Origin of the sequence: Veillonella absiana, assembly GCF_032970865.1 — a bacterium.
In the GTDB taxonomy this organism is placed as follows: domain Bacteria; phylum Bacillota; class Negativicutes; order Veillonellales; family Veillonellaceae; genus Veillonella; species Veillonella absiana.
This window is the reverse complement of the sequence record NZ_JAWJZB010000006.1, coordinates 1-20,362: the sequence shown is the minus strand read 5'-3', so window position 1 is coordinate 20,362 and position 20,362 is coordinate 1. Positions and strand designations below refer to the sequence as shown.

Below are 20,362 nucleotides of genomic sequence, written 5' to 3'. Positions count from 1 at the left end.
TTCGTAAATTTTATAACTATCTAGCCATCAACCTACTACGTAACTCATCATATGTGTATTCAATTATATATACCTATTTTAAGCATTTGGTTTCAATGGACCATAGAAGAAGCTAGCTGTAGCGCCACCATCATCCTCGTTCTCCCCATTTAATGGATTCCGCCATAACGCGTTTTTCATTACAACGTTTCGCCAATTGATAGGCATGTAATGTATCGTTTACGTTTTGAGGTTGTAATAATTCAAGATTCAACAATTCCTCTGTTGGTGTAGTGGCTAATTGTGCATCTTCTTCTGGTGTTAATTGTTTCATGCGATGACCAGATTGGCTGGAAATGGTTACGCCTACACCACCTTCGGCAATCACTTTGCCTACTTCTTCTAATAATACGGCTGTACCGTATAAATCAACCTTCAAAATGGCCTCGATAGGTGCTTAGGATGGGGAGACACCAGCGCCATTGATGAGCATTGTAATATCGCCGTATTCTTGTCCCTTAGAGATGAACTGCAAAATAGATTCACGAAATGACAAATCCATCCGAACTGATACCACATCAAATCCTGCATTATTCATAATTGTCGCAATATTGTTGGCATTGTCCATATTTTTATCGCTCATCACGAGAGGCAATCAATTTCATTTCGAAGGGGTTGAAATAAGTTTTACTAATGGATTCTATTAATAGAAAATATTATAAGTCCTTGATGTATTTTACATCACACGCAAAATGCTCTGTTGTCACTGGTGATACATCCGTTCTATGAAAGCCAAATTTTTCATAAAACCGTTGAGCTGACACCATATTGTCTAATGTTTCCAAATAACATTGTTTATAATGATTTTTGGCATACTCCAGAGCCACATTCATCAATTGATGAGAAATACCTGTACCGCGTGCTTCAGGAATACAATACATTTTTTGCAATTCACAAACGCCTTCAGCACCTGGTAATGGTCCAATACCTGTGCCCCCTACGACACGACCTTGCTCATCTTCGGCTACCCAGTATCGTTTACCAGTAGTGCCGTATATTTCAGAGAACCGTCCTAAGTCAGGATCGGCCCAAGCCGTCCCCTCGTGATTTCCCCCATACTCAATCAGAGCATTACGAATGATGGTTTCGATTATTTTGTTGTCCTTAGATTCGATTTCTCGAATGGTATATGTCATAAGTGTGTCCCCCTATTTTGATTATATGTATATTATTATATCACTGTATTATTTCTACTAAAGTGCAAAAAAATAGTGGCTCGTCAGAACCACTATTTTCTACTTACATTCTCTATTATAAATTTTACGCTTTAATGAAAGCTTTATATGCTTCTACTTGTTTAGCCAACGCTTCGTCAGTAATAGTAAAAGCACCACCTGTTACGAATGGAGTTTGGAAATTCATACCAGTGAATGCTGCAGATGCTTTCAAAGGAAGTAAGAACTCCTCTACAGTATGACCTACTTCAGCATCTGGTGCATAAGCTGCAAGAGGTGCACCTACGGATACTGCTACAGCAAAATCTTTACCGTGTAGTGCTTTACCTTTGCTACCATAGGCCCAACCATAGGCAAATACATCATCCATCCATTGTCTAGCCAATGCTGGCATGCTATACCAATACACTGGATATTGAAAAATAATACGATCTGCTTTAGCAAGTTCTGCTTGTTCTTGTTCTACATTGATTTTGCCATCTGGATAGATGTCATATAGGTAACGAACAGTTACGTTTTCTGTACCTTCGATAGCCTTTGCTAATGCTGCATTAACTTTGGATTCTGTAATATGTGGGTGGAATACTAATACGGTTGTATTCATGATAATCACTCTTTTATTGAGAGATAGTATTATATTGAATTTAATGAAATTATATCATTTTAATTGTATAAAATCAAATTACACGTTAGCAATAAAAATCACGCATCAATGTGTAAATCTCGGTTTCTTAACTCATGACTTTCACCAAGCAACAAATTACGTAAAAATAATTTTACATACTCGGTTGTTTCGTGTATATTCTTTGAAAGATTTGTATAATTACCTTTTACCGCTTGGAATGTAACGCCTTTAATTACGATAACACCCTTAGTAGCGAGTACGGATTCAATATTGTCGGCATATCAGTATCCTCACGAGGTAAAAATGCATCTTCAATTTGTAGAATAGTTACCTTGCTACCAAAATTAGCATACATAGATGCAAATTCAAGACCAATATAACCGCCACCGATGATAGTCAATCGTTCTGGCAATACATCTAGATCAAGGAGACTTTCACTAACATAGATATATGGATTGTTTTCTAGACCAGGAATCTTTGGCATCACTGGTTCTGCCCCAGTATTGATGATGAATTTTTCAGCTGTAATTGTTTGTTTTGTACCATCGCCGGCAGTTACCACTATGTCAGTGGCACTGGTGAAAGCACCAACACCATCGAGCACTGTGACACCAGCAGATACTAATTTATTGTAATTCGCTGCACGCAAAGCGCTGGTTAAATTACGTTTGCCAAGAATGGCAATATCAAATCTTTCGCTCATGTTGACCTTCATGAAAATAAAATAAACATGCACTGCATATTTGTATTACATGTTTATTATACTCCATATCATATCGAAAAAAATAGAAGTGTTTATTTTTATAGTTGGTATATAATCATAGTAAGACTAATTTCCCCTATATTTACCCTTATTTTTATCGAGGATATTATTATGCTCATCACCATCAAAGACGATTTTAATCTATTCAAAATCTGCAACAGTGGCCAATGCTTCCGTTGTCCCACAGTCAATGGATATACACGATTCATTTTTAGAAATCACATTCTATATATCAAACAGTTATCTGATGAAAGCTACGATATCAGTTGTACAGAGGAACTATGGAATACCATATGGCTTCCCTATTTCGATTTAACGCGGAGCTATAAGAAAATTAGACGCTTAACCACCAAGGATACGTTCATGAAAAAGGCCACTCGTGAAGGATTAGGTATCCGTATCTTACGCCAAGATCCATGGGAAATGGTAATCACGTTTATACTTTCACAACGAAAAAGCATTCCTGCCATCAAGAAATCGGTAGAGGCCCTCTGTACACATTTCGGTAGTCTTGTAACAACAGAGCACGAAATAGTGTATTTGTTCCCTACACCTGAACAATTAAAGGACGCAACCGATGACATATTATCTGAATGTGGGCTAGGTTATCGATTACCCTATGTTAAGGATGCAGTTGAACAAGCATTATACAATACTATCGTCACTAATGAATGGTATGAATTCGATGACCATACATTATTCACCATGCTAAAATCCATCAAAGGCGTGGGCGACAAAGTAGCCAATTGCATTATGTTATTTGGCTATAACCGCATCGGCCGAGCACCTGTGGATACATGGATTGAAAAAATCATTAACACTAAGTACAACGGCGTCGATCCATTTCCTAGTTATGGTGATGTGGCAGGGGTCATGCAGCAATACGCATTTTATTATAGTTTGCAACATAAGGATGAATTCTAAATTCTGTTAAATAATCTAGACTTCTAAAAATCAAACTATCCATACATGTAAGAAAAAGAGTAGTGACTCGTAATGAGTTGCTACTCTTTTTTCTTATGCTTAACTATCTTCATAAGGACGAACACGTAAGGTTAAACCTCGTTCCTCGCATATTTCTCGGCATCGTTCTATTTTTTCTGGTGGTAATACATGGTCTACAACGGTCATAACAACATTAGGCACGTATTTTTTGCAATGTACGGCAAAGTCTAACATAGACTCATAGGAAACAATGCCAAATTTACTGCGTGTTATCGCCAAATAGCTTTCTGCATCAACATCATTGAGACTGATAGAAATTGTATCTAAAAATCCACCTTCAAAATCTACAGATGTATCTCGGTTATAGACTAAGTCAGATAATCCATTTGTATTAACACGGGTTTTTAACATCGGATGTGTTTTCTTTACATATTTCAGCAATGTAATGACATCACTAAGTCGTTCTGTAGGTTCTCCAAACCCACAAAATACAACTTCATTAATAACATCCCAAGGTGCACCATCCAACAGTTTTTTTACCTCTTCTACGGTCGGCTCATCTTGTAACCAAAGATTATTTTCTTGACTCAAATGTTTCATGCTTCGCAAGCAAAACGTACACGCACAAGGGCAACGATTTGTTATATTAATATATAGGCCCCTAGGACTTACAGAGTCTTGGGCTAAACTTGTTTCAGGATTCATGTACTTACCATGATCTGCCATATAAATAATCAAAGAATACCACCTCTTTTCTATTTTAACTCTGTTAGAAACTCTTCAAAGGCTAGCCCATAATTATGGGGTAAATCTAGCTTAACTGTATGATACAAAGTTTTACGGATAAATTCAATTGCTTTTCTTACAGCTGGTTCTAAGGCTTCCCCTTGTACCAAACTGGATGCTACAATCGCTGCAAACACATCGCCAGTTCCGGACCTTTCACCACCGATACGATTAGAACTAATAAACACAGGTTCTTTTCCTCGTTCATACACAAGTGTTTCAATGGTATCACCTCGTGAAAGTCCCGTAATAACAACATATTGAGGGCCTTGTTTTGACAGTTTATCTGCCATATCAACCAAAGTTTGATGAGATACTAATGATTCATCGCCATAGGGATGATTCAATAAAAAACAGGCCTCTGTATAATTAGGCATAATCAAATCTGCGTGAGCCACAAGGTCTTGCATAGCCTTACACATTGCTTTATTATAGGAAGCATATAACTGTCCATTGTCCCCCATCACAGGATCTACAATAATTAACGGATTGGATGTCCCTTGCTTTTGTTTCTTTATAAAATCAATAATAATTTCAATCTGACCTTTGGATCCAATAAAGCCGGTAAGAACACCATCAAAGGTTAGCTGATTTTGCAGCCACGAGTCGATATACTCAGTCATCCGATTTGTATAATCATCAATATAAAATTCTGGAAAGCCAGTATGAACAGATAAAATAGCCGTTGGTAATACGCAGCCCTGCACCTTAAGTGCAGAAACTAACGGTAACTCCACGGCTACAGAGCAACGACCAAATCCTGTTACATCATTAATAAGTGCTATCTTTTTTTGTGATTCCATTCTATATTCACCCACCAACATTAAATTTTATTATCCAATCTGATACGCTCATTAGATTATTTTCATATTACATATTTAAATTATAATATCGTACACTATCTGTCAATAAAATAGAGCAGTCCTTATTTATAGGTACTGCTCTACGTCATTCTAATCAAGATTAATTTATTATCGAGTTTACATTATCATTATATTTTATAATAACTCACGTCTTAGTTACCGCTTAACGATATGAATTTTCCTAAAATTGCAAGTTCAAATTGAACCTAAAATTGCAAGTTCAAATTGAACACCTTTAACCAAATAATTTAAGCTGCATAGACGGTATCTAAATAAGCTTCAAATAAATCATCAGGCGTATCATACCCAAGGGACTTTCTAGGTAATGAATTCATATCCTCTGAAAACCAGAGAATCTGCTCAGCAGAGTAGTATACCTCGCATGCATTCAAGTAAACTTAACTATTCTAAGAGAGTATAGTATAAAATTTAAGAAGAGGCTTCCTTCATGATTACCAATCGTTCCGATTATATCTTGGCAATTGCAGAACATGGCAATATCAGTAGAGCTGCTAAAACACTATACATAAGTCAATCAGGATTAAATCAAAAATTAATCAAGCTAGAAGAAGAACTCGGATTACAACTATTTCAGCGTAATAAACAACATCTAAGTTTAACGCCAGCAGGGAAAATTTATGTAGAAAATGCAAAAAAGATACAGGAAATTCAAAAAGTAACCTATGCACAATTAGGAGAGTTAAAGGATGGTGCCAGAGGCGACATTTTTCTTGGAACTACGCAAGCGCATGGTATTGATCTCTTTACAGCTATTTTCCCTCTTTTTCACGAAAAATTTCCTCATATTAACCTACATATCCAAGAACGTACGTAGCACATCAAGAAACACTTCTCAAAGAAGGAAAACTGGATTTAGGACTTGTCCTCTTAAAGAAAGAAGATGAGCAAGAGGATTTAGAATATCTTCCTATCTTTACCGAAAAACTTATCCTTGGGTTGCCGAAAACACATCTCCTTGCACCTCAAGGAGGGCCCTTACGCCAATCGCTGCCAACAATTGATTTAAAATTATTAGAAGACGATTACTTCGCGCTCATGTTCGCTAACTCTACCATGCGCCATATTATTGAAAAAGAATTTGAAGCAGCAAATTTTACGCCTCAAATTTTAATTGAAACAAGTCTAAATCATGTATTAATAAAGCTTGCCTCTTCCGTTTGCTGTTCAATTATTTCCTATTCATTAGCACTACACAATCCTCTCCACGACCAAATTTCATGGTTTGAAATTTTTCCTGATTTATGTTGGAATTTCTGTTTAGCAAAACGAAGAGATGCCTATCTAAGCGGTGCCAATACGTATTTTATTCATTTAGCACAAGAATATGGTCAAAAAATCCAACAAGAAATGCCCTATCAATACAAAATTATGTATAAATGCGAAATATATCCATTTATTTGTAGCTACAGCTACAGAATTTTATAGTTAAAAAGTTTATACTAAAACCATCGACAACGCGTAATCAATAATCACATTGTCCCATACGGTAATTTCAATAGGAGGTTTTAACTATGAGTATCTTAAAAAATATTGCAGAAAAAGAAGTTTTAGAACTTAAAAACCAAGTGACATATCAAGATGGCCAAGTAGCAAGCAAAACATTAATCCAAAATGATGGTGTTGGTTTAACTTTATTTGCTTTTGCAAAAGACGAAGGTATCAGCACACATGAATCTAAAGGGGATGCTATCGTTAATGCCTTAGAAGGTGTTGGCCGCATCACAATTGATGGTGTTGACTACATCTTGCATGCAGGTGAAAGTATTGTTATGCCAGCCAATCACCCACATGCCGTTTATGGTATAGAAAACTTCAAAATGCTTCTAATCGTAACCTTCCCTGAAAAAGAAGCATCACAGCCAACAGTAACTACAGAAGCTGCTCAGCGTAACGATATGGTCGATGGATCTTTAGTAGATGGAATGACCGAAGAATCCCACGATGCCTTAAAAGCAATGGTTGATGACTCTACTGTAATGATTAAGGATGGCCGGTTCTAATCGTTGCGACACGACAAAAAGGGACTGTAACAAAATAGCTCCTTAAAATGAAAACACGCGGTTTAGTCATACGAAAGTATGATTGAGCCGCGTATTTTCTATATCCGTATAGCAAAATAGCCCCTTTCGGGGCTATTTTGTTGGTATAATTTAAGTATGACTAGTAACATAAATTACCAAGAAAATTATAACAAACTTTCAGGCACTCGCCAAATGGTTTTACCATTAGATTATGGTTTGATGATATCAGATGATGAACCGGTACGTTTACTAGACGCTGTATTGGAGGAGTTGGATTATACAGAGTTGCAGCGTTTATATTCTCCTAAAGGGAGAAAATCTGTAGTACCGCCGGACATCTTCTTTAAAGTATATTGTTTTGCGATGTTAGAGGGCATTTATTCAACCCGTGCTATAAAGCATCAGTGCCAAGTGAATATACAATACATGTTGTTACTACGTGGTTACTACGTGGCTACCCAGTCCCTAGCCACATGTCTTTTCAACGCTTTTTTGCACGTATACCGACAGAAGTTTTAAAAAGGCTTTTCGCTCAATTCATAGAACGGTTATCTACAAAGGATAGTATTGATTTCGGAGAAGTATTTATTGATGGCACTAAATTAGAAGCTGACGCAAACCGTTATACCTTTGTGTGTAAAAAGCGTGTAAATACAGAACTTGCGAAGATACCTGGGAAGTTAGATACCATAAAAGGAGATATTCTAGCCGTTACGGGTGAACAAGTCGATGCGGATACAGATGAAGTATTGCTCTCGTTTTTACGTGATAAGTTAGTTGAACTAGACATTGCTCTAATATCTGGTAAAGGTCATCGTAAAACACTAAAGTGGACCCCATTGTCAAGACCATTTTTTGCTAACATTTAAGTTTGGTCAAAGGCTAGTTATAAAAATATACTTCTGCTGACTTTTTATAATCCAAGCTTTGGTGATACCGTTCAGTATTATAGAAATTGATGTATTCTTTGATTAAGATACGAGCCTCTTTGGGGCTGTAGTATTGCATTGGATACACGTTTTCATACTTAATAGTGCGCCATAAACGCTCAATCATGATATTATCAAAGGCTCTGCCACGGTGGTCCATGCTAATTTTACTTCCAGCTTTTAAAAATGGATCCGTGAATTTATGACTAGTAAAATGACTTCCTTGGTCACTATTCATAATCTCTGGTGTAGCCATAGACAATGCTTTTCTACTTGCTTCTAAAACAAAGCTCATTTCTAATGAGTCATTGAGTTCCCAAGAGATGATGTATCTAGAGTACCAGTCGATAATAGCTGTAAGATAGAGCCATGATGCAGATAATGGGATATATGTTATATCGATAGCCCAGACTTGATTAGGTCGATTAATATGCAAGCCGTCTAATAAATATGGATCGTAAATTGTAGAATGAAATTGAACACTAAAACTAAATAAAAAGATCCATAGGATTGCATCAATGGTAAAATTAAGTTACGACACAAAATTAACCGGAGGCAATCACTATGGACTACCTAAATAATACCATTAATACCCTACCTCGCGAAAGAGGACAACACTTAAGATTTGAAGATCGATGCGAAATCAAAGCGCTCCATAAGCAAGGTTACTCTTATCGCCAGATTGCAAAAGCACTTAATTGCTCACCTAGTACTGTGGGCTACGAATTAAAACGTGGCACTGCAACTAAGACGACACATCGAGGCAGACCAACAGAGTATGTACCTAGTCGAGGTCAAGCCGTTTACTATGAAAACAGAAAACGTTCTGGTCGTAAACAGCGCATTACGTCTGAAAGTCCATTTGCTATTTGGGTTGCAGAGCAAGTTAAAAAAGCTAACTGGTCATTAGACGTATGTGCTAAAACGCTGTATAACGCCCTTAATCAATCACGCCTACCATTCCCTATTCGATGTACCAGAACTGCTTAGTCGTAAAAAATCAAAGCCTAAACAAGCAAAGAACGTACGCATCTTTGGCCGAAGTATTGATAAACGACCAGATATCGTTAAGCTACATCTTGAGATTGGTCATTGGGAAATAGATACTATCGTTGGTAAGCGTAAAGGTAAAGAGGCTGCGGCTAGTTTTGATTTACCTTGCTTTTTAAGAATTTCTATATATGCAGTATTGAACTGGCGATAGCCATTTGGTTTCAAAGTCCCAAAAACATCTCGGATAATCCTCTCCTGCCAGTCAATCAATTCAAAGGGTTTACCTGCCCATGTACCTTTGGTATGACATAAGCACTCGATAAAATTGACGGCATAATCCGCAGCCTCCTCATTGTAAACAGAGTCCTTTGACTTAAACTTGGTAGACTTATATTTTTTCAGTTTCCGCATTTGCCGTCACCACCCTTTGTGCAATAAAAATAGCCGCCTGTGACAGCGACTTAAAATCTATGTGTACGAGGAACAGCCCCTCAGCGGAGCCGTCCTTTTCGATATAACGTTATTTGTTATTCTTCACCATAGAGAATGAATTTTACATACTCCTCGCGGTAATCTTCAAGATAAACAACCAGTTCAAAAAACTCCATATCATGGGCAATTCGCTGAACAATTGATGTATCAAACATATTTGTCAGTCCTGTTTCACGTACCCTTAGTATCTGTTCCTTAATTTTATTGTCCATCATTTTCCTCCATAGAATCTTCAACAGCCTGTTTTAGAATGCCGGTATCAAAGCCTGCTTTATTATATCCTTCCAAAATAATGCTGTAATAATGACAGCTTGGAGTACCGAGCGGTCTGCCTTCGTTCATAAGATACACCATTGCTTCTACGTTCTTTTTTCCAAGTTTAACCTTGACTGTTTTCTTACGGTAAAGGAATGGAAACCCCTCGTAGCGGTCAAGCGCTGCTTCATCATCTGAGGTAATCTCCCACAACAGACATGGTACGGCCTTGCCCTTACAAGGCTCCACAGTTGCCACAGCACCGCCGTTTCCACCGTAAAACAATAATCCGTAGTCCCTTAGCATGGTCGCCCCTACAGGCTTTGCTGTGGGGCATCGGTGCGCCATTTGCTCAAGATTTAAATTGAAGCCATAAGCTAGATAAAGTGTTTTATTCATCGTATTTTGTCCTCCTTGTTATGGGGTAACCGTTCAGGCTGCCCGAAATCGCCAAGCCGCTGAACCATCAAGGTGTGCGGTCAAGTGTTCTCTGCAATTTGCAAATTCTTCGCCGATAAAGCCTATGCGGTTAAGGTAATTTCTCATTGCAAACTTCTCGTTGTCGGTTTGCGGCTTTTTACTGCTGGCACACTTTTGCGTCAAGGCTTGGTTGTTAAGTGCTAAAGCAAGTACAATGTAGCTTCTAACCTTGCCTGCGTGGAGTTCGCTGTTAAAGCCTCGCAGTTCAACCGTATGGTTACCCGTAAAAAAGCTATGCAGGTTTAGGAAATGGTAGCGGCTTTTATGGTAATGTTGGCGGGTGCTTTCGCTGTATCCCTCATACCATAGTTTCTCAATGTCTTCCATAGTCTTTGGTTTGCGGTGGTTTACTTTCTCTACCAAAAGGCTATCCATCTTCTTGCAGTAATTCATACGCTCTGGAGCAATCTGTAAAGCCTTATAAAAAAGGTCATTCTTACTTGCAACAATGTTGATGAAGTTTCGAATGCTTCTCGGTGGATTGAAGTTCATATTGTAGATGTTAATGGGATGGAAGCGGGATTTTCAGAAATAGAATTATATGAACCTATGCCTAAATTAGACGGATTTATTCAAAACCTAGGGAATGACCAGTTTATGTACGATTGGATTGTCTATTCTAGGGAGGGGCAGCCTCAATTGTCCCTTTATTATTGGGATGGTGTTCGGTGTCGTGTGTTAACAGAACCGATGGACGGTGTGTGCGTTTCATGGTACGTACAGAGTGTTCCTGTAGAATGGAATGAGTTGCAAGAGGTTGTGAACCGTCATATGACTGGCCAGTGAGTTGTCATGTCGGTACAATTAGTTTATACTAATTGTACCGACAGCATGCCTATGTGGTGAGAGGTGTAGATTCGCAAAGATTCCATCTTAGATTGGGTAGAGTTCCATGCGAAAGTACTTAAGAGCAAATTGGATTATACAGTGGCAAAAATACCATTGAAACGAGGGCGGAAGCGACTAAATAAGTACCGTCTGTGATAAAGGGGGTTAATCGATTATGAAGTATGAAAATCAGCCATTGGTGACGGTCATCGTGCCAGTGTATAAAGTAGAGGCCTATATTGGGAAATGCATTGAAAGCATTCAGAACCAAACCTATAGTCATTTGCAAATTATTTTAGTGAACGATGCGTCACCAGACGGTAGTGGTGCGATTTGTGACACCTATTCTGAAAGTGACCCACGCATTACGGTTATTCATCACGAGGTAAATATGGGCCTTAGCTGCACGCGTAATGATGCGTTGGATATAGCGAAAGGTGAGTTTATCGTCTTTGTTGACAGTGACGATTATATTAATCCTACTTTAGTAGAGAATTGTTTGCGCACCGCCATCGATAAAGAAGTAGACGTTGTCATTTTTGACATTTCCATTGTAGAACATGGCACCATAACGCCACAGTCTATGGATACAGCGTTTTTTAAAGATAGAGAGGCAGCATATAAAGCTATTCTTGAAGATAAAATTTCTTGTTTTGTGTGGAACAAGTTTTACAAAAAGCATTTGTGGTCCTCCCTTCGATTTCAAGAGAATACAAATTTTGAAGATTTCTTGATTATGCCTGATCTGTTTAAACAGGTAGAATCTATCTATTACTTGCAAAAGCCTTTATATTACTATAATTGTGAAAATGAAAATTCTATTACTAGCAATTTAAGTGCTAAAAATAAGTATGGTTTTTTTTGTTCCTTTTTGTATCGACAGCCTTTAGCTGCGGAGTTAGGTATGCCGGAGCTTGTTCAATATTATCGCTATCGCGCTATTCGTAATGGTGTTGGGTGTATCGGGTTGAATCTAGTAAAGCCTGAGATTTCACAAGAACAAGTAGACTATGTAATGAACTATTTGCGAGACGAAGAGAATGCACCGGACCGCCCACCTATTGGTGGCAGGAATGTAGTATTGCTCTACGCAGCATTACATAATCAAGGATTGTCTAAGTTTTATGGGCACACTAAGTTTGCTTTGGAACAGTTAAAAAAGAAGTTTAAATAAAATCATCGGGTTAATTCCAATACTACGTTTAAGTAAGCGAATATGTTTAAATAAGTGAATAAGTTTATATGAGAATGGAGCGGTTACTATTAAGACCTTTAGTCCTGAATTTTTCAACGGATCAAATTTCCTAACTAACAAGGAAATCTTTGATTTCGCACTTATTGATGATGCACGAAGAGAGTTACACGTTTGTTACAATGTTTCATCTTGCTCAGGTATTCCATACATAGGTGGTTCCTCATAATCATGGTAGGGGCTAATCCTTCTGCCAAGTGCTTCCTCATATGGAATTTGTAAATTCTCCGGTATAGGTTCTGCCTCTGGAAGAGGTGTGTCATATTCCTCGCTGACTGGTGCAAGGTCGTGTAAACCTTTCAAGTCTGCTATTAACTCGTAATTATCCTCACCTGTGACCACACCATTTTTATCGACGTGGTATCCACCCACTTCATAAGAAAATGTGGGAGCACCGAGGTATTGTGCAGGAGCATTCAGTTCCTGACTGATTGCACCAACTAGTGATTTTCGTTTATCTCCAGTCACATTATAATTAATTTGCATATTTCGTACCGCCTTTCTTTTTTTCGGTACTACATATATCACTCTAAACGCTGTAAATAGCAAGTCATTTAAGGATTTTCTGTAGAAAACAACTATTGGATTAATCAGCAGTTTCTTGTGTAAATAACACAATGCCTATCAGCACGAAACAGACGCAGGGGAGAGCCACTCCATTTCCCCACATTTTATACTCTGCAGAATCGGAATGAGGGTCTTTCAGCCATTTTATAATCTGCTTTTCTGTCTTTGGCTTTGCAGACTCTCCTATAATTTTTCGATGTGTTTCAAAGACGGCTGTCCAAAATGTGATATCTTCCTTAGTGGGATTTTCTGTGCAAAGGTTCTCACACCAAAAATCCGGAAAACCTTGAAGCCTTCCACATTCCATAGGAGTGAGTCTACGAACCGTATAGTTCGGTTCAACTGGAGATATCTTTTCTCCATTCCATGCAACTGCTGATGGTCCTTGCGCATTTAAAGTAGCTGCAACACCATCTTCCTTAATTCCGAGATTTCTCGCAAAGTTCTTCCCACAGTTAAAGGTTTCTCTATCAATGGAATAGCAAGGCTGTGATACAACATTGGGGGCTTTATAATCTCTTGCTGCCAGAGTTGGTGCTTTTTCTATATTGACCTGCATAAAATCACCTGTTGTCATTGAATAAACTGCGTGTCTATCCGTGGTATTAAGGGTGAACGATACCTCTTTGTTAATGCCGTCACCGTTAGGACCATTCTCATCTTTTCCCCCAATCATAGAACCTTGCAAAGAGAAACTTTCTATAACAGCCATTCCACCTTGATTGCACGATGGATTGCCTCCGTTTCCATCAATCGTTCTTGAAGTATCAGCCTCATAAATGCCGCTGTGAGGATTGTTTGATTTCATGGAGTTACTGCCATCAGAACATATTCCATATACCTTCGGCTCGAACAGCGTCTGATCATTATTACAAGATAAAGTTGCAGATTTATTATCCTGTATTAATGCACCTTTTCCTCCGCCCTCGCAGCCACTGCGGATTTTAAGGGTTTTTGGAGTATCATTTAATGCCATGGCGGCTGGAACTGTTCATGCTCTTAAAGTCGGTGAAACTTCCTCCTCATAACCAATACCACGGCTTTTAGATGAATGCTCTGTGCAAAATCCTGCCGTAGTTACAAAAGGCTGATTGTTTCCACCGGTTCCATAAGTTGCAGAAACCGTTGGTGCAACATCCAATGGCCCCGTATAGCGAGTATCCTGGCTATGATTTTCAAACATAACGCAAGGTGGGTGGTTCGCCGTTGCTCTAAGTGTTGATGTCTTATCATCAAGTACATCCATACGCTGACCGCCTTGGTCATTTAAAACAAGAGTGCTTGCCTCTCCAATGCCAGCCTCAGCACTTTCGGCAGTTCCTTGCCACGAGCAGAAGCTCTGCGTAAAATACCTTGACAAGCTTTCGGACTCAAATAATATTTTTCCGGCACTCCTACCTGCAAAATCTGCGACAAGATAGATGCGTTTTCTTCTCTGGGGTACTCCCCAAAACTGAGCATCAAGTTGTCTCCAGGCAACGGAGTAATGATTTCCCAGTATTTTTCCTGCTGTGTACCACTTGTTAGGTTTAGGGATAGACACCGATTCATCTTTGATTTTGCAGATTTCTTCAATGACTGCCCTAAAGTCTTCGCCCTTGTTGGAACTAAATGCACCTGGGACATTTTTCCAAACGATAAATCTTGGTTTTCTACCATTGGTCTTACACCTCATTTCTTTTATAATCCGGATGGCTTGATAAAAAAGAGAAGATTTCGAACCAGAAAGTCCTTCTCGTTTACCAGCAATACTCATATCTTGGCAGGGACTACCAAAGGTAATGATGTCTACAGGTTCAATCTCACCACCATTCATTTTTGAAATATCTCCATAATGCTTTACTTGTGGTAGTCTTTTAGTTGTAACCCTAATCGGAAAAGGTTCAATTTCTGAACTCCATATAGGCCTAATCCCAGATAGTAATCCGCCCAAAGGAAAACCCCCAGAACCATCAAATAAGCTACCGAGGGTTAAATTAGTATATTTTATTTATTCTTCCACCTCTTTTACAAGGTCTGAGTAAGTGGACTTCTCTCCATTTCTAATAACGAATACATTCTCACTATCCCCTGTATCTTCTACATACCTACGAAGGATTACAGAGGCATACTTTTCATCAAGTTCCATCATATAGCAAATACGATTGATCTTCTCGCAGGTCATCAAGGTAGAGCCACTGCCACCAAAGGTATCTAGCACAAGTGCATTTTTTACCCAAATACAGCAGCCACTTAATCGAAAGCCTGCATCTAAAAAAGCTCGTCTAACATTCAAACCTTCTGTGTCTGCATGAAAAATATAAGCAGCACCACCACTTTCAAGATGGTTTGACATATTTTTAAAAGCAGCGAGCAAAAACTCATAAAATTTATCAGTAGTCATCTTATCATTTTTTATAGAAAGACCATCAGAGCTTTCAAAAGCCACATTGTAAGGCGGATCCGTAATAACTAGGTTCGCTTTCTTTCCATCCATAAGAGTGGACACATCAACACTTGCAGTAGCATCACCACACATAAGCCTATGTCGCCCTACCGTCCAGATATCACCTTTTTCTACAAAAGTTGCCTTTTCAAGAGCTGCTGATAAATCATAGCCATCATCTTTTATATCCGATGTATCATCTGTTCCAAACAAATCGGCAAGTTCATTTTCATCAAAGCCTGTGAATCCTATCTCAAAACCGTCACCTTGAAGTGACTCAATTTCAATACGAAGAAGTTCTTCATCCCACCCTGCATCCATAGCCATTCGGTTATCCGACAAGATATAGGCTTTTTTCTGACTTTCCGTCAAATAGTCTACCAACACACAAGGCACCTCTTTAAGCCCCTCTTCCTTGGCAGCCATAATTCTACCGTGTCCAGCAATTACGTTATAATCACTATCGATAATAACAGGGTTGATAAAACCAAACTCTCGTAAACTAGCCCCGCCTGGCACCATTCTTATCTATCTCCCATCTCAAGATGAATCTTTGTGTGACAAGACTGGCACAAGGACATCAAGTTATCCGTGCTATGCGTCCCGCCTTTCGACATTGGCACAATATGATGGACTTCCTCCACCGGTACTGCCTTACCATGTTTAAGACACATCTCACATAAGGGATGGCCTTTAACATAACGGTCACGGATTCGTTTCCAGGCTCTGCCGTACTTTTTATTAATATCTGTAGGGCGTTCATAGGTCTGATACTGTTTATCCATAACTTTCTTATGTTCAGCACAATAGGTACTCTTCTCTTCTGCCAACTTCGGACACCCTGGATACGCACAGCATCTCCTTGGTTTTCTCGGCATCGCTTTCTCCTTTATCTATGACAAAAGCCTTCACAGGATTTCTCCTATGAAGGCTTTATTAGTTTCTATTCTTACAGCTTAATCGTATCACACCCTAGGGGGCGAACTCTAGATGAAGTGGGGTGAAGTCGTATGAACTAGGGTGAAGTGGGGTGAAGTGTTTCAAAATGAGTAAGCGCCTTAACATGAATCATCTGCGTCCACCGAAGGGTATAATGCATCTTCCTTGCAATGTCCTTCATAGATAGCAGCATAACATAACGATACCTAAGAACCATAGCCTCCATCACAACCTCCACCAAGTCTTGCTTTAACCGCTTCAATCAAATCGTCTTGTGTTTTAGCTTTAAGCCTTAAAGCTCGCATAACATCTTCATCCGTTGAAACTATATACTTAATTATTCAGCAATACCTAGTGCTTCTTTCCACTCTGCTTCTTTAAAGCCTACTAGTACTTTGTGATCTAGCACTAGAATAGGTCGTTTTACAAGCATACCATTTGTAGCTAACATAGCTACTTTTTCTTCTTCACTCATGGTTGGTAATTTATCTTTCAAATTTTCTGCACGATACACCAAACCAGAGGTGTTAAAGAATCGTTCGATTTTCTTGTCACTTTTTGGATACCAACTAGCGATTTCCGCTGCTGTTGGATTCTCTTCTTTAATATTTCTTTCAGTATAAGAAATATTGTGAGCGTCTAAGAATTTTTTAGCCTTTTGACAAGTTGTACATTTAGGATATGTTACGTATAACATGAAATTTCCTTTCAAAAAATATGATTGTACCATAGCACGTTTGATTACACCACAGAGCGTTAATTGAACCATAGAACATTTAGCCGCCCCAAAGGGCACTACTAAATATAATCTAATTCCTTGTTCATCGTTTCTACACCTAAGAACCACAATGTTAGGGAAATAATAACGAGAACACCGGTGAAGATACCGAAAATAAGGGCAAATTGGTCAGGTCCTGTAAAGAGCGCCCCCACCACAAGAGGGGCAACGATACCGCCACAGCGACCGCAAGCGGCTGCCCAACCACTACCTGTAGCGCGCCCTTCTGTAGGGTACATTTCTGGCGTGTATGTGTAAATACAGCCCCACGCACCAAGGTTAAAGAAGGACATAGCGCAACCGTACACAAGGATTTCTGTGCTGGACGTAGCGTGACCAAAGAAATAGGCCGACACAGCGCATAATAACAAAAAAGAACTCAATGTTTTCTTGCGACCAATGCAATCAATCAAATAGGCTGCAACAGCGTAACCAGGAATTTGCGCTATAGTCATCCACAATACAAAAGAGAAGGACTGAATCATAGTGTGTCCAGATTTAACGAGCAAAGTAGGTAACCACATGAAAATGCCATAGTAGGAAAATACAAGACCAAACCAAACAATCCATAAACAGAGGGTCCGTTGTAAATACGGTTTAGAAAACAACGTAGCCACTGTGAACGCTTTAACTGATTTCGTGGTATCACTGGCATCTGAGTTAATAGCCACTACAGCTGATTTTGCCGCCTCTACAGCCACTGTACCAGCGGTGCCAGCGTCATGTACAATATGCCCGACAATGTTACGGGCTGCGTCATAATTGCCTTGCTTTTCTAAATACTGAGCAGATTCAGGAATGGTAAAGGCTACAACGATGGCCCACAACACAGGAAGAGCACCTACGTAAAAGGCTGGTTCCCAACCATAATCAGGAATGACGAAATAGGCCATAATAGCCGCCACCAGCCAACCAACCGCCCAAGAGCTTTCTACCCATACAATCATCCGTCCTCGGTGCGATATAGGCGCGTATTCGCTAATTAATGTAACGGCTACAGGCAATTGACCACCTAAACCGAATCCAACGATAATGCGGAACAATAGCAACATTTCAAAACTAGTAGATTCAGCACAACCAAGGCTAGCCAAACCGTACACCACCATCATGCCGATCATAACTCGTTTGCGACCAAACTTATCCGCTAAAGTCCCTGCTAATACAGCGCCAATGGCCATACCAACGAGGCCCATACTGCCAATTATACCGATTTGCCCTGGCGACAATGACCATACTTTCATCAATTTCGGCAATACGAAGGCAATAATACCCGTGTCCATCGCGTCAAAGGCCCAGGCTACCGCCATGATAAGGAGAAATTTAACATGCCATACACCAAAAGGCAGATGACCTAACACTCCGCTATTCATAGTAGTGCCCAATTTATTAGTACTCGGTTCGTTAATACTTGGTTCGTTAATACTTGGTTCGTTCACGGTAGACTCTGTCATAGTAGGCTCCTTTTCCAACAACACAAAATATTATGGTATCCACGGCACATAGGACAATGCCATAGCAATAAAAATAGCAGGCAGTAGATTAGCTACGCGTATCTTGTCAGGCCAAAGCAGGTTCAAACCTACGCAAAAAATCAAAATAGACCCTACGTAAGACAAATTATTCATCGCTGCCTTCGTGATGAAGGGCTCTGACACATAGGCGAGTATGGTGATGATAATCTGCACAACACCAACGGGAATAAAGGAAAACATCGCCCCTCGCCCCATAAACGAACACATAACCATAACGATTATGCCGTCAATGACGCCTTTTACAAGGAGGATGGTGTAATTGCCTCTAATACCATCCTCAATAGCGCCGATAACTCCCATGGCACCGATAGTAAATGTTAAGGATGCAGTAATAAAAGCATTCGTAAACTCACTATCCTCGCTGTTTCCCCGTCTTTACCTTAAGCCACTCACCAAAGTGGGCTATTTTGCTATGTAAATCAATCCATTCTCCAAGGACTGAACCCATGACGAGACTGATAATGAGCATCATCGAATCATGCATCTGTAGAGCCCCATCGAGGAGATAAAACATCTTTTGGATCGTCCCTCCGAGGCCGATGAAAATAATAATGAGGCCGCACACCACCATAAGGGTGGACTTGAGGCTCTCCTTCATTTCTTGGCGAAACAAGAGACCAATGATATTGCCCAAAATAATGAGCACTACATTTAGGACCGTTCCTAACCCTGGCATAACATACCCCTTTCTATTTCTTTATATAATACCATTTCTACTGTTCTATTTCACTAGTTCTGAATAGTGAGCTTCTAAATCAACTAATATGCACACACCTGGGGCAAGCTATAGTAATTACCATTTACTTCTTGGAAAAACCCATACATCCCTATAGACTTGCGTTGTCCCCCATGAACAATCTGCCGTTATGGATTTCAACAGCTATTTCTGGATGGTTGTGAGGGAACTAATAATCCAATGTAACCGTTAAAACGAATTAATCTATGAAATCAATTAATCGATGAAAGTAACCTTATACCCTTTTGGTTCATTCACCTTACGGATTGGCAAACCATTAGGTAAATTCGCATAACCAACGACCAAACTAGCACAAACCATTTCATCCTGGCTGATACCTAATGTGGCTAAGAAATCCATAACCACAGGATTATCGTGGAGCCACCGCAACTGATTAACCCAGCAACTGCCTAAATTTAATTCATTAGCAGCAAGCATCATATTCTGCATAGCACAAGCACTGTCTGCAAAATTATTACCATACGTTCTAGGGCTAGTCAAAATCACCAAGGCTGGCGCATTGTAATTGAACACAAAGGTCCCTGCCGCGGCTGCTTTAATAATGTTTACCATATAAGGCAACATATTTTCGGTGATTTCCATTTTTCCATACTCTTCTTGAACCAACGTAATGAGCTTAGCCAACACCCCTGGATTCGTGATAACTACAAAATGAGTTAACTGCGTATTCCCGCCAGACGGTGCCATACGACCCGCTTCAATGATGTATTCTAATTTGTTTTTCTCTACAGAATCAGTTTTAAACTTTCGTGTACTATGACGTGTTTGTATCGCTTTATAATGGACCCAAGAATTTAGACCACTAAAAGTTGCTTTTTAAGTTAGGTTGAATGTAATATTTAATCAAACGGAGGCACTATGAAACGAACACAGTACACACCTAACGAAAAAGCAAAA

29 protein-coding genes and 3 pseudogenes are annotated in these 20,362 nt (G+C 39.3%); 9 read left to right on the top strand and 23 right to left on the bottom strand.

All coding sequences use genetic code 11. From position 1 onward, the window contains the following. Positions 1-130: 130 nt before the first annotated feature. The 5 genes from RVY80_RS05715 to RVY80_RS05695 all read right to left on the bottom strand — a co-directional run bounded on the left by RVY80_RS05715 (position 131) and on the right by RVY80_RS05695 (position 2,542). Positions 131-418, bottom strand: a complete 288-nt coding sequence (locus RVY80_RS05715) for a Rossmann-fold NAD(P)-binding domain-containing protein (protein ID WP_295193655.1) — start codon at positions 416-418, stop codon at positions 131-133. An 18-nt stretch (positions 419-436) separates the two neighbouring features. Continuing rightward, positions 437-622, bottom strand: a complete 186-nt coding sequence (locus tag RVY80_RS05710; protein WP_317329919.1) for a Rossmann-fold NAD(P)-binding domain-containing protein — start codon at positions 620-622, stop codon at positions 437-439. A gap of 73 nt (positions 623-695) precedes the next feature. Beyond that, entirely contained in the window at positions 696-1,175 is a 480-nt protein-coding gene (locus RVY80_RS05705) for a GNAT family N-acetyltransferase (protein ID WP_317329917.1), read from the bottom strand. Positions 1,176-1,299: 124 nt separating this feature from the next. Next, positions 1,300-1,818 carry an NAD(P)H-dependent oxidoreductase gene (locus tag RVY80_RS05700; protein ID WP_317329915.1) on the bottom strand — a complete coding sequence of 173 codons (519 nt, stop codon included), beginning with the start codon at positions 1,816-1,818 and terminating at the stop codon, positions 1,300-1,302. 253 nt (positions 1,819-2,071) lie between these two features. Then, on the bottom strand, positions 2,072-2,542 hold the full coding sequence (locus tag RVY80_RS05695) for an FAD-dependent oxidoreductase (protein WP_317329913.1): 471 nt from the start codon (positions 2,540-2,542) through the stop codon (positions 2,072-2,074). 171 nt (positions 2,543-2,713) lie between these two features. Between RVY80_RS05695 and RVY80_RS05690 the strand changes: the two genes are divergently transcribed. Continuing rightward, entirely contained in the window at positions 2,714-3,526 is an 813-nt protein-coding gene (locus RVY80_RS05690) for a DNA-3-methyladenine glycosylase family protein (protein WP_317329911.1), read from the top strand. Between the two features lie 99 nt (positions 3,527-3,625). Here RVY80_RS05690 and RVY80_RS05685 read toward each other — a convergent pair whose 3' ends face one another. The 3 genes and pseudogenes from RVY80_RS05685 to RVY80_RS10280 form a co-directional block, all read right to left on the bottom strand. Beyond that, positions 3,626-4,273 (bottom strand): TatD family nuclease-associated radical SAM protein, encoded by a 648-nt coding sequence (locus RVY80_RS05685; protein WP_295193643.1) that lies wholly within the window; start codon positions 4,271-4,273, stop codon positions 3,626-3,628. Positions 4,274-4,302: 29 nt separating this feature from the next. Then, positions 4,303-5,136, bottom strand: a complete 834-nt coding sequence (locus tag RVY80_RS05680) for a pyridoxamine kinase (protein ID WP_317329910.1) — start codon at positions 5,134-5,136, stop codon at positions 4,303-4,305. A gap of 308 nt (positions 5,137-5,444) precedes the next feature. After that, a pseudogene (locus tag RVY80_RS10280) lies at positions 5,445-5,567 on the bottom strand (IS30 family transposase); the annotation flags it as partial. Between the two features lie 77 nt (positions 5,568-5,644). Between RVY80_RS10280 and RVY80_RS05675 the strand changes: the two are divergent. From RVY80_RS05675 to RVY80_RS05660, 5 genes and pseudogenes are all read left to right on the top strand, one after another. Next, positions 5,645-6,031 carry a LysR family transcriptional regulator gene (locus RVY80_RS05675; protein WP_317329908.1) on the top strand — a complete coding sequence of 129 codons (387 nt, stop codon included), beginning with the start codon at positions 5,645-5,647 and terminating at the stop codon, positions 6,029-6,031. Between the two features lie 14 nt (positions 6,032-6,045). Continuing rightward, positions 6,046-6,642 (top strand): annotated as a pseudogene (locus RVY80_RS05670) (LysR family transcriptional regulator substrate-binding protein); the annotation flags it as partial. A gap of 86 nt (positions 6,643-6,728) precedes the next feature. Continuing rightward, positions 6,729-7,217, top strand: a complete 489-nt coding sequence (locus RVY80_RS05665) for a cupin domain-containing protein (protein ID WP_317329906.1) — start codon at positions 6,729-6,731, stop codon at positions 7,215-7,217. Positions 7,218-7,373: 156 nt separating this feature from the next. Next, entirely contained in the window at positions 7,374-7,757 is a 384-nt protein-coding gene (locus tag RVY80_RS10220) for a transposase (protein ID WP_411040701.1), read from the top strand. After that, complete coding sequence (locus tag RVY80_RS05660) at positions 7,712-8,107, top strand: hypothetical protein (RefSeq protein ID WP_317330005.1); 396 nt, start codon at positions 7,712-7,714, stop codon at positions 8,105-8,107. Before RVY80_RS10220 ends, RVY80_RS05660 begins: the two co-directional genes overlap by 46 nt. A 13-nt stretch (positions 8,108-8,120) precedes the next feature. On the opposite strand, the gene RVY80_RS05655 is transcribed toward RVY80_RS05660, so the two are convergent. Further along, on the bottom strand, positions 8,121-8,630 hold the full coding sequence (locus tag RVY80_RS05655) for an IS3 family transposase (RefSeq protein WP_317330001.1): 510 nt from the start codon (positions 8,628-8,630) through the stop codon (positions 8,121-8,123). A 101-nt stretch (positions 8,631-8,731) separates the two neighbouring features. Here RVY80_RS05655 and RVY80_RS05650 point away from each other — a divergent pair. After that, positions 8,732-9,305 (top strand): annotated as a pseudogene (locus tag RVY80_RS05650) (transposase); the annotation flags it as partial. Here RVY80_RS05650 and RVY80_RS05645 read toward each other — a convergent pair. The 4 genes from RVY80_RS05645 to RVY80_RS05630 all read right to left on the bottom strand — a co-directional run bounded on the left by RVY80_RS05645 (position 9,257) and on the right by RVY80_RS05630 (position 10,888). Further along, complete coding sequence (locus RVY80_RS05645) at positions 9,257-9,571, bottom strand: hypothetical protein (protein ID WP_459350132.1); 315 nt, start codon at positions 9,569-9,571, stop codon at positions 9,257-9,259. The pseudogene RVY80_RS05650 and the gene RVY80_RS05645 sit on opposite strands and share 49 nt — an antisense overlap. Before the next feature lie 116 nt (positions 9,572-9,687). Then, complete coding sequence (locus RVY80_RS05640) at positions 9,688-9,864, bottom strand: DUF5049 domain-containing protein (RefSeq protein WP_317329902.1); 177 nt, start codon at positions 9,862-9,864, stop codon at positions 9,688-9,690. Further along, positions 9,854-10,306 (bottom strand): gamma-glutamylcyclotransferase family protein, encoded by a 453-nt coding sequence (locus tag RVY80_RS05635; RefSeq protein WP_317329900.1) that lies wholly within the window; start codon positions 10,304-10,306, stop codon positions 9,854-9,856. Before RVY80_RS05635 ends, RVY80_RS05640 begins: the two co-directional genes overlap by 11 nt. 33 nt (positions 10,307-10,339) lie before the next feature. Further along, the gene (locus RVY80_RS05630) at positions 10,340-10,888 is read right to left on the bottom strand and encodes an amidoligase family protein (protein ID WP_317330000.1); all 549 of its coding nucleotides are present in this window, start codon (positions 10,886-10,888) and stop codon (positions 10,340-10,342) included. 9 nt (positions 10,889-10,897) lie between these two features. Between RVY80_RS05630 and RVY80_RS05625 the strand changes: the two genes are divergently transcribed. Together RVY80_RS05625 and RVY80_RS05620 are read left to right on the top strand one after the other, a co-directional pair. Further along, the gene (locus tag RVY80_RS05625) at positions 10,898-11,173 is read left to right on the top strand and encodes a hypothetical protein (RefSeq protein WP_317329898.1); all 276 of its coding nucleotides are present in this window, start codon (positions 10,898-10,900) and stop codon (positions 11,171-11,173) included. Between the two features lie 217 nt (positions 11,174-11,390). Beyond that, a complete protein-coding gene (locus RVY80_RS05620; protein WP_317329896.1) occupies positions 11,391-12,389 on the top strand; it encodes a glycosyltransferase family 2 protein in 999 nt (332 codons plus the stop codon). A 195-nt stretch (positions 12,390-12,584) separates the two neighbouring features. On the opposite strand, the gene RVY80_RS05615 is transcribed toward RVY80_RS05620, so the two are convergent. From RVY80_RS05615 to RVY80_RS05570, 10 genes are all read right to left on the bottom strand, one after another. Beyond that, complete coding sequence (locus RVY80_RS05615) at positions 12,585-12,953, bottom strand: hypothetical protein (protein ID WP_317329895.1); 369 nt, start codon at positions 12,951-12,953, stop codon at positions 12,585-12,587. A 100-nt stretch (positions 12,954-13,053) separates the two neighbouring features. Further along, positions 13,054-14,010, bottom strand: a complete 957-nt coding sequence (locus RVY80_RS05610; RefSeq protein ID WP_317329894.1) for a hypothetical protein — start codon at positions 14,008-14,010, stop codon at positions 13,054-13,056. Positions 14,011-14,025: 15 nt separating this feature from the next. Next, complete coding sequence (locus RVY80_RS05605; RefSeq protein WP_317329999.1) at positions 14,026-15,024, bottom strand: DNA cytosine methyltransferase; 999 nt, start codon at positions 15,022-15,024, stop codon at positions 14,026-14,028. Beyond that, positions 15,025-15,981 (bottom strand): site-specific DNA-methyltransferase, encoded by a 957-nt coding sequence (locus tag RVY80_RS05600; RefSeq protein WP_317329893.1) that lies wholly within the window; start codon positions 15,979-15,981, stop codon positions 15,025-15,027. It abuts the gene before it with no gap. Positions 15,982-15,983: 2 nt separating this feature from the next. Then, on the bottom strand, positions 15,984-16,337 hold the full coding sequence (locus RVY80_RS05595; protein ID WP_317329891.1) for an HNH endonuclease: 354 nt from the start codon (positions 16,335-16,337) through the stop codon (positions 15,984-15,986). A gap of 398 nt (positions 16,338-16,735) precedes the next feature. Then, positions 16,736-17,095 carry an arsenate reductase family protein gene (locus tag RVY80_RS05590; RefSeq protein WP_295191683.1) on the bottom strand — a complete coding sequence of 120 codons (360 nt, stop codon included), beginning with the start codon at positions 17,093-17,095 and terminating at the stop codon, positions 16,736-16,738. Between the two features lie 101 nt (positions 17,096-17,196). Next, positions 17,197-18,627: an MFS transporter gene (locus RVY80_RS05585; protein ID WP_317329888.1), complete on the bottom strand. Its 1,431-nt coding sequence runs from the start codon at positions 18,625-18,627 to the stop codon at positions 17,197-17,199. Positions 18,628-18,657: 30 nt separating this feature from the next. Further along, on the bottom strand, positions 18,658-19,008 hold the full coding sequence (locus tag RVY80_RS05580; protein ID WP_317329886.1) for a DUF554 family protein: 351 nt from the start codon (positions 19,006-19,008) through the stop codon (positions 18,658-18,660). Positions 19,009-19,060: 52 nt separating this feature from the next. Continuing rightward, positions 19,061-19,384, bottom strand: coding sequence for a DUF554 family protein (locus RVY80_RS05575; protein WP_317329884.1), 324 nt, complete (start codon positions 19,382-19,384; stop codon positions 19,061-19,063). Positions 19,385-19,660: 276 nt separating this feature from the next. Further along, positions 19,661-20,236, bottom strand: a complete 576-nt coding sequence (locus RVY80_RS05570; protein WP_317329998.1) for a nitroreductase family protein — start codon at positions 20,234-20,236, stop codon at positions 19,661-19,663. Between the last annotated feature and the right edge of the window lie 126 nt (positions 20,237-20,362).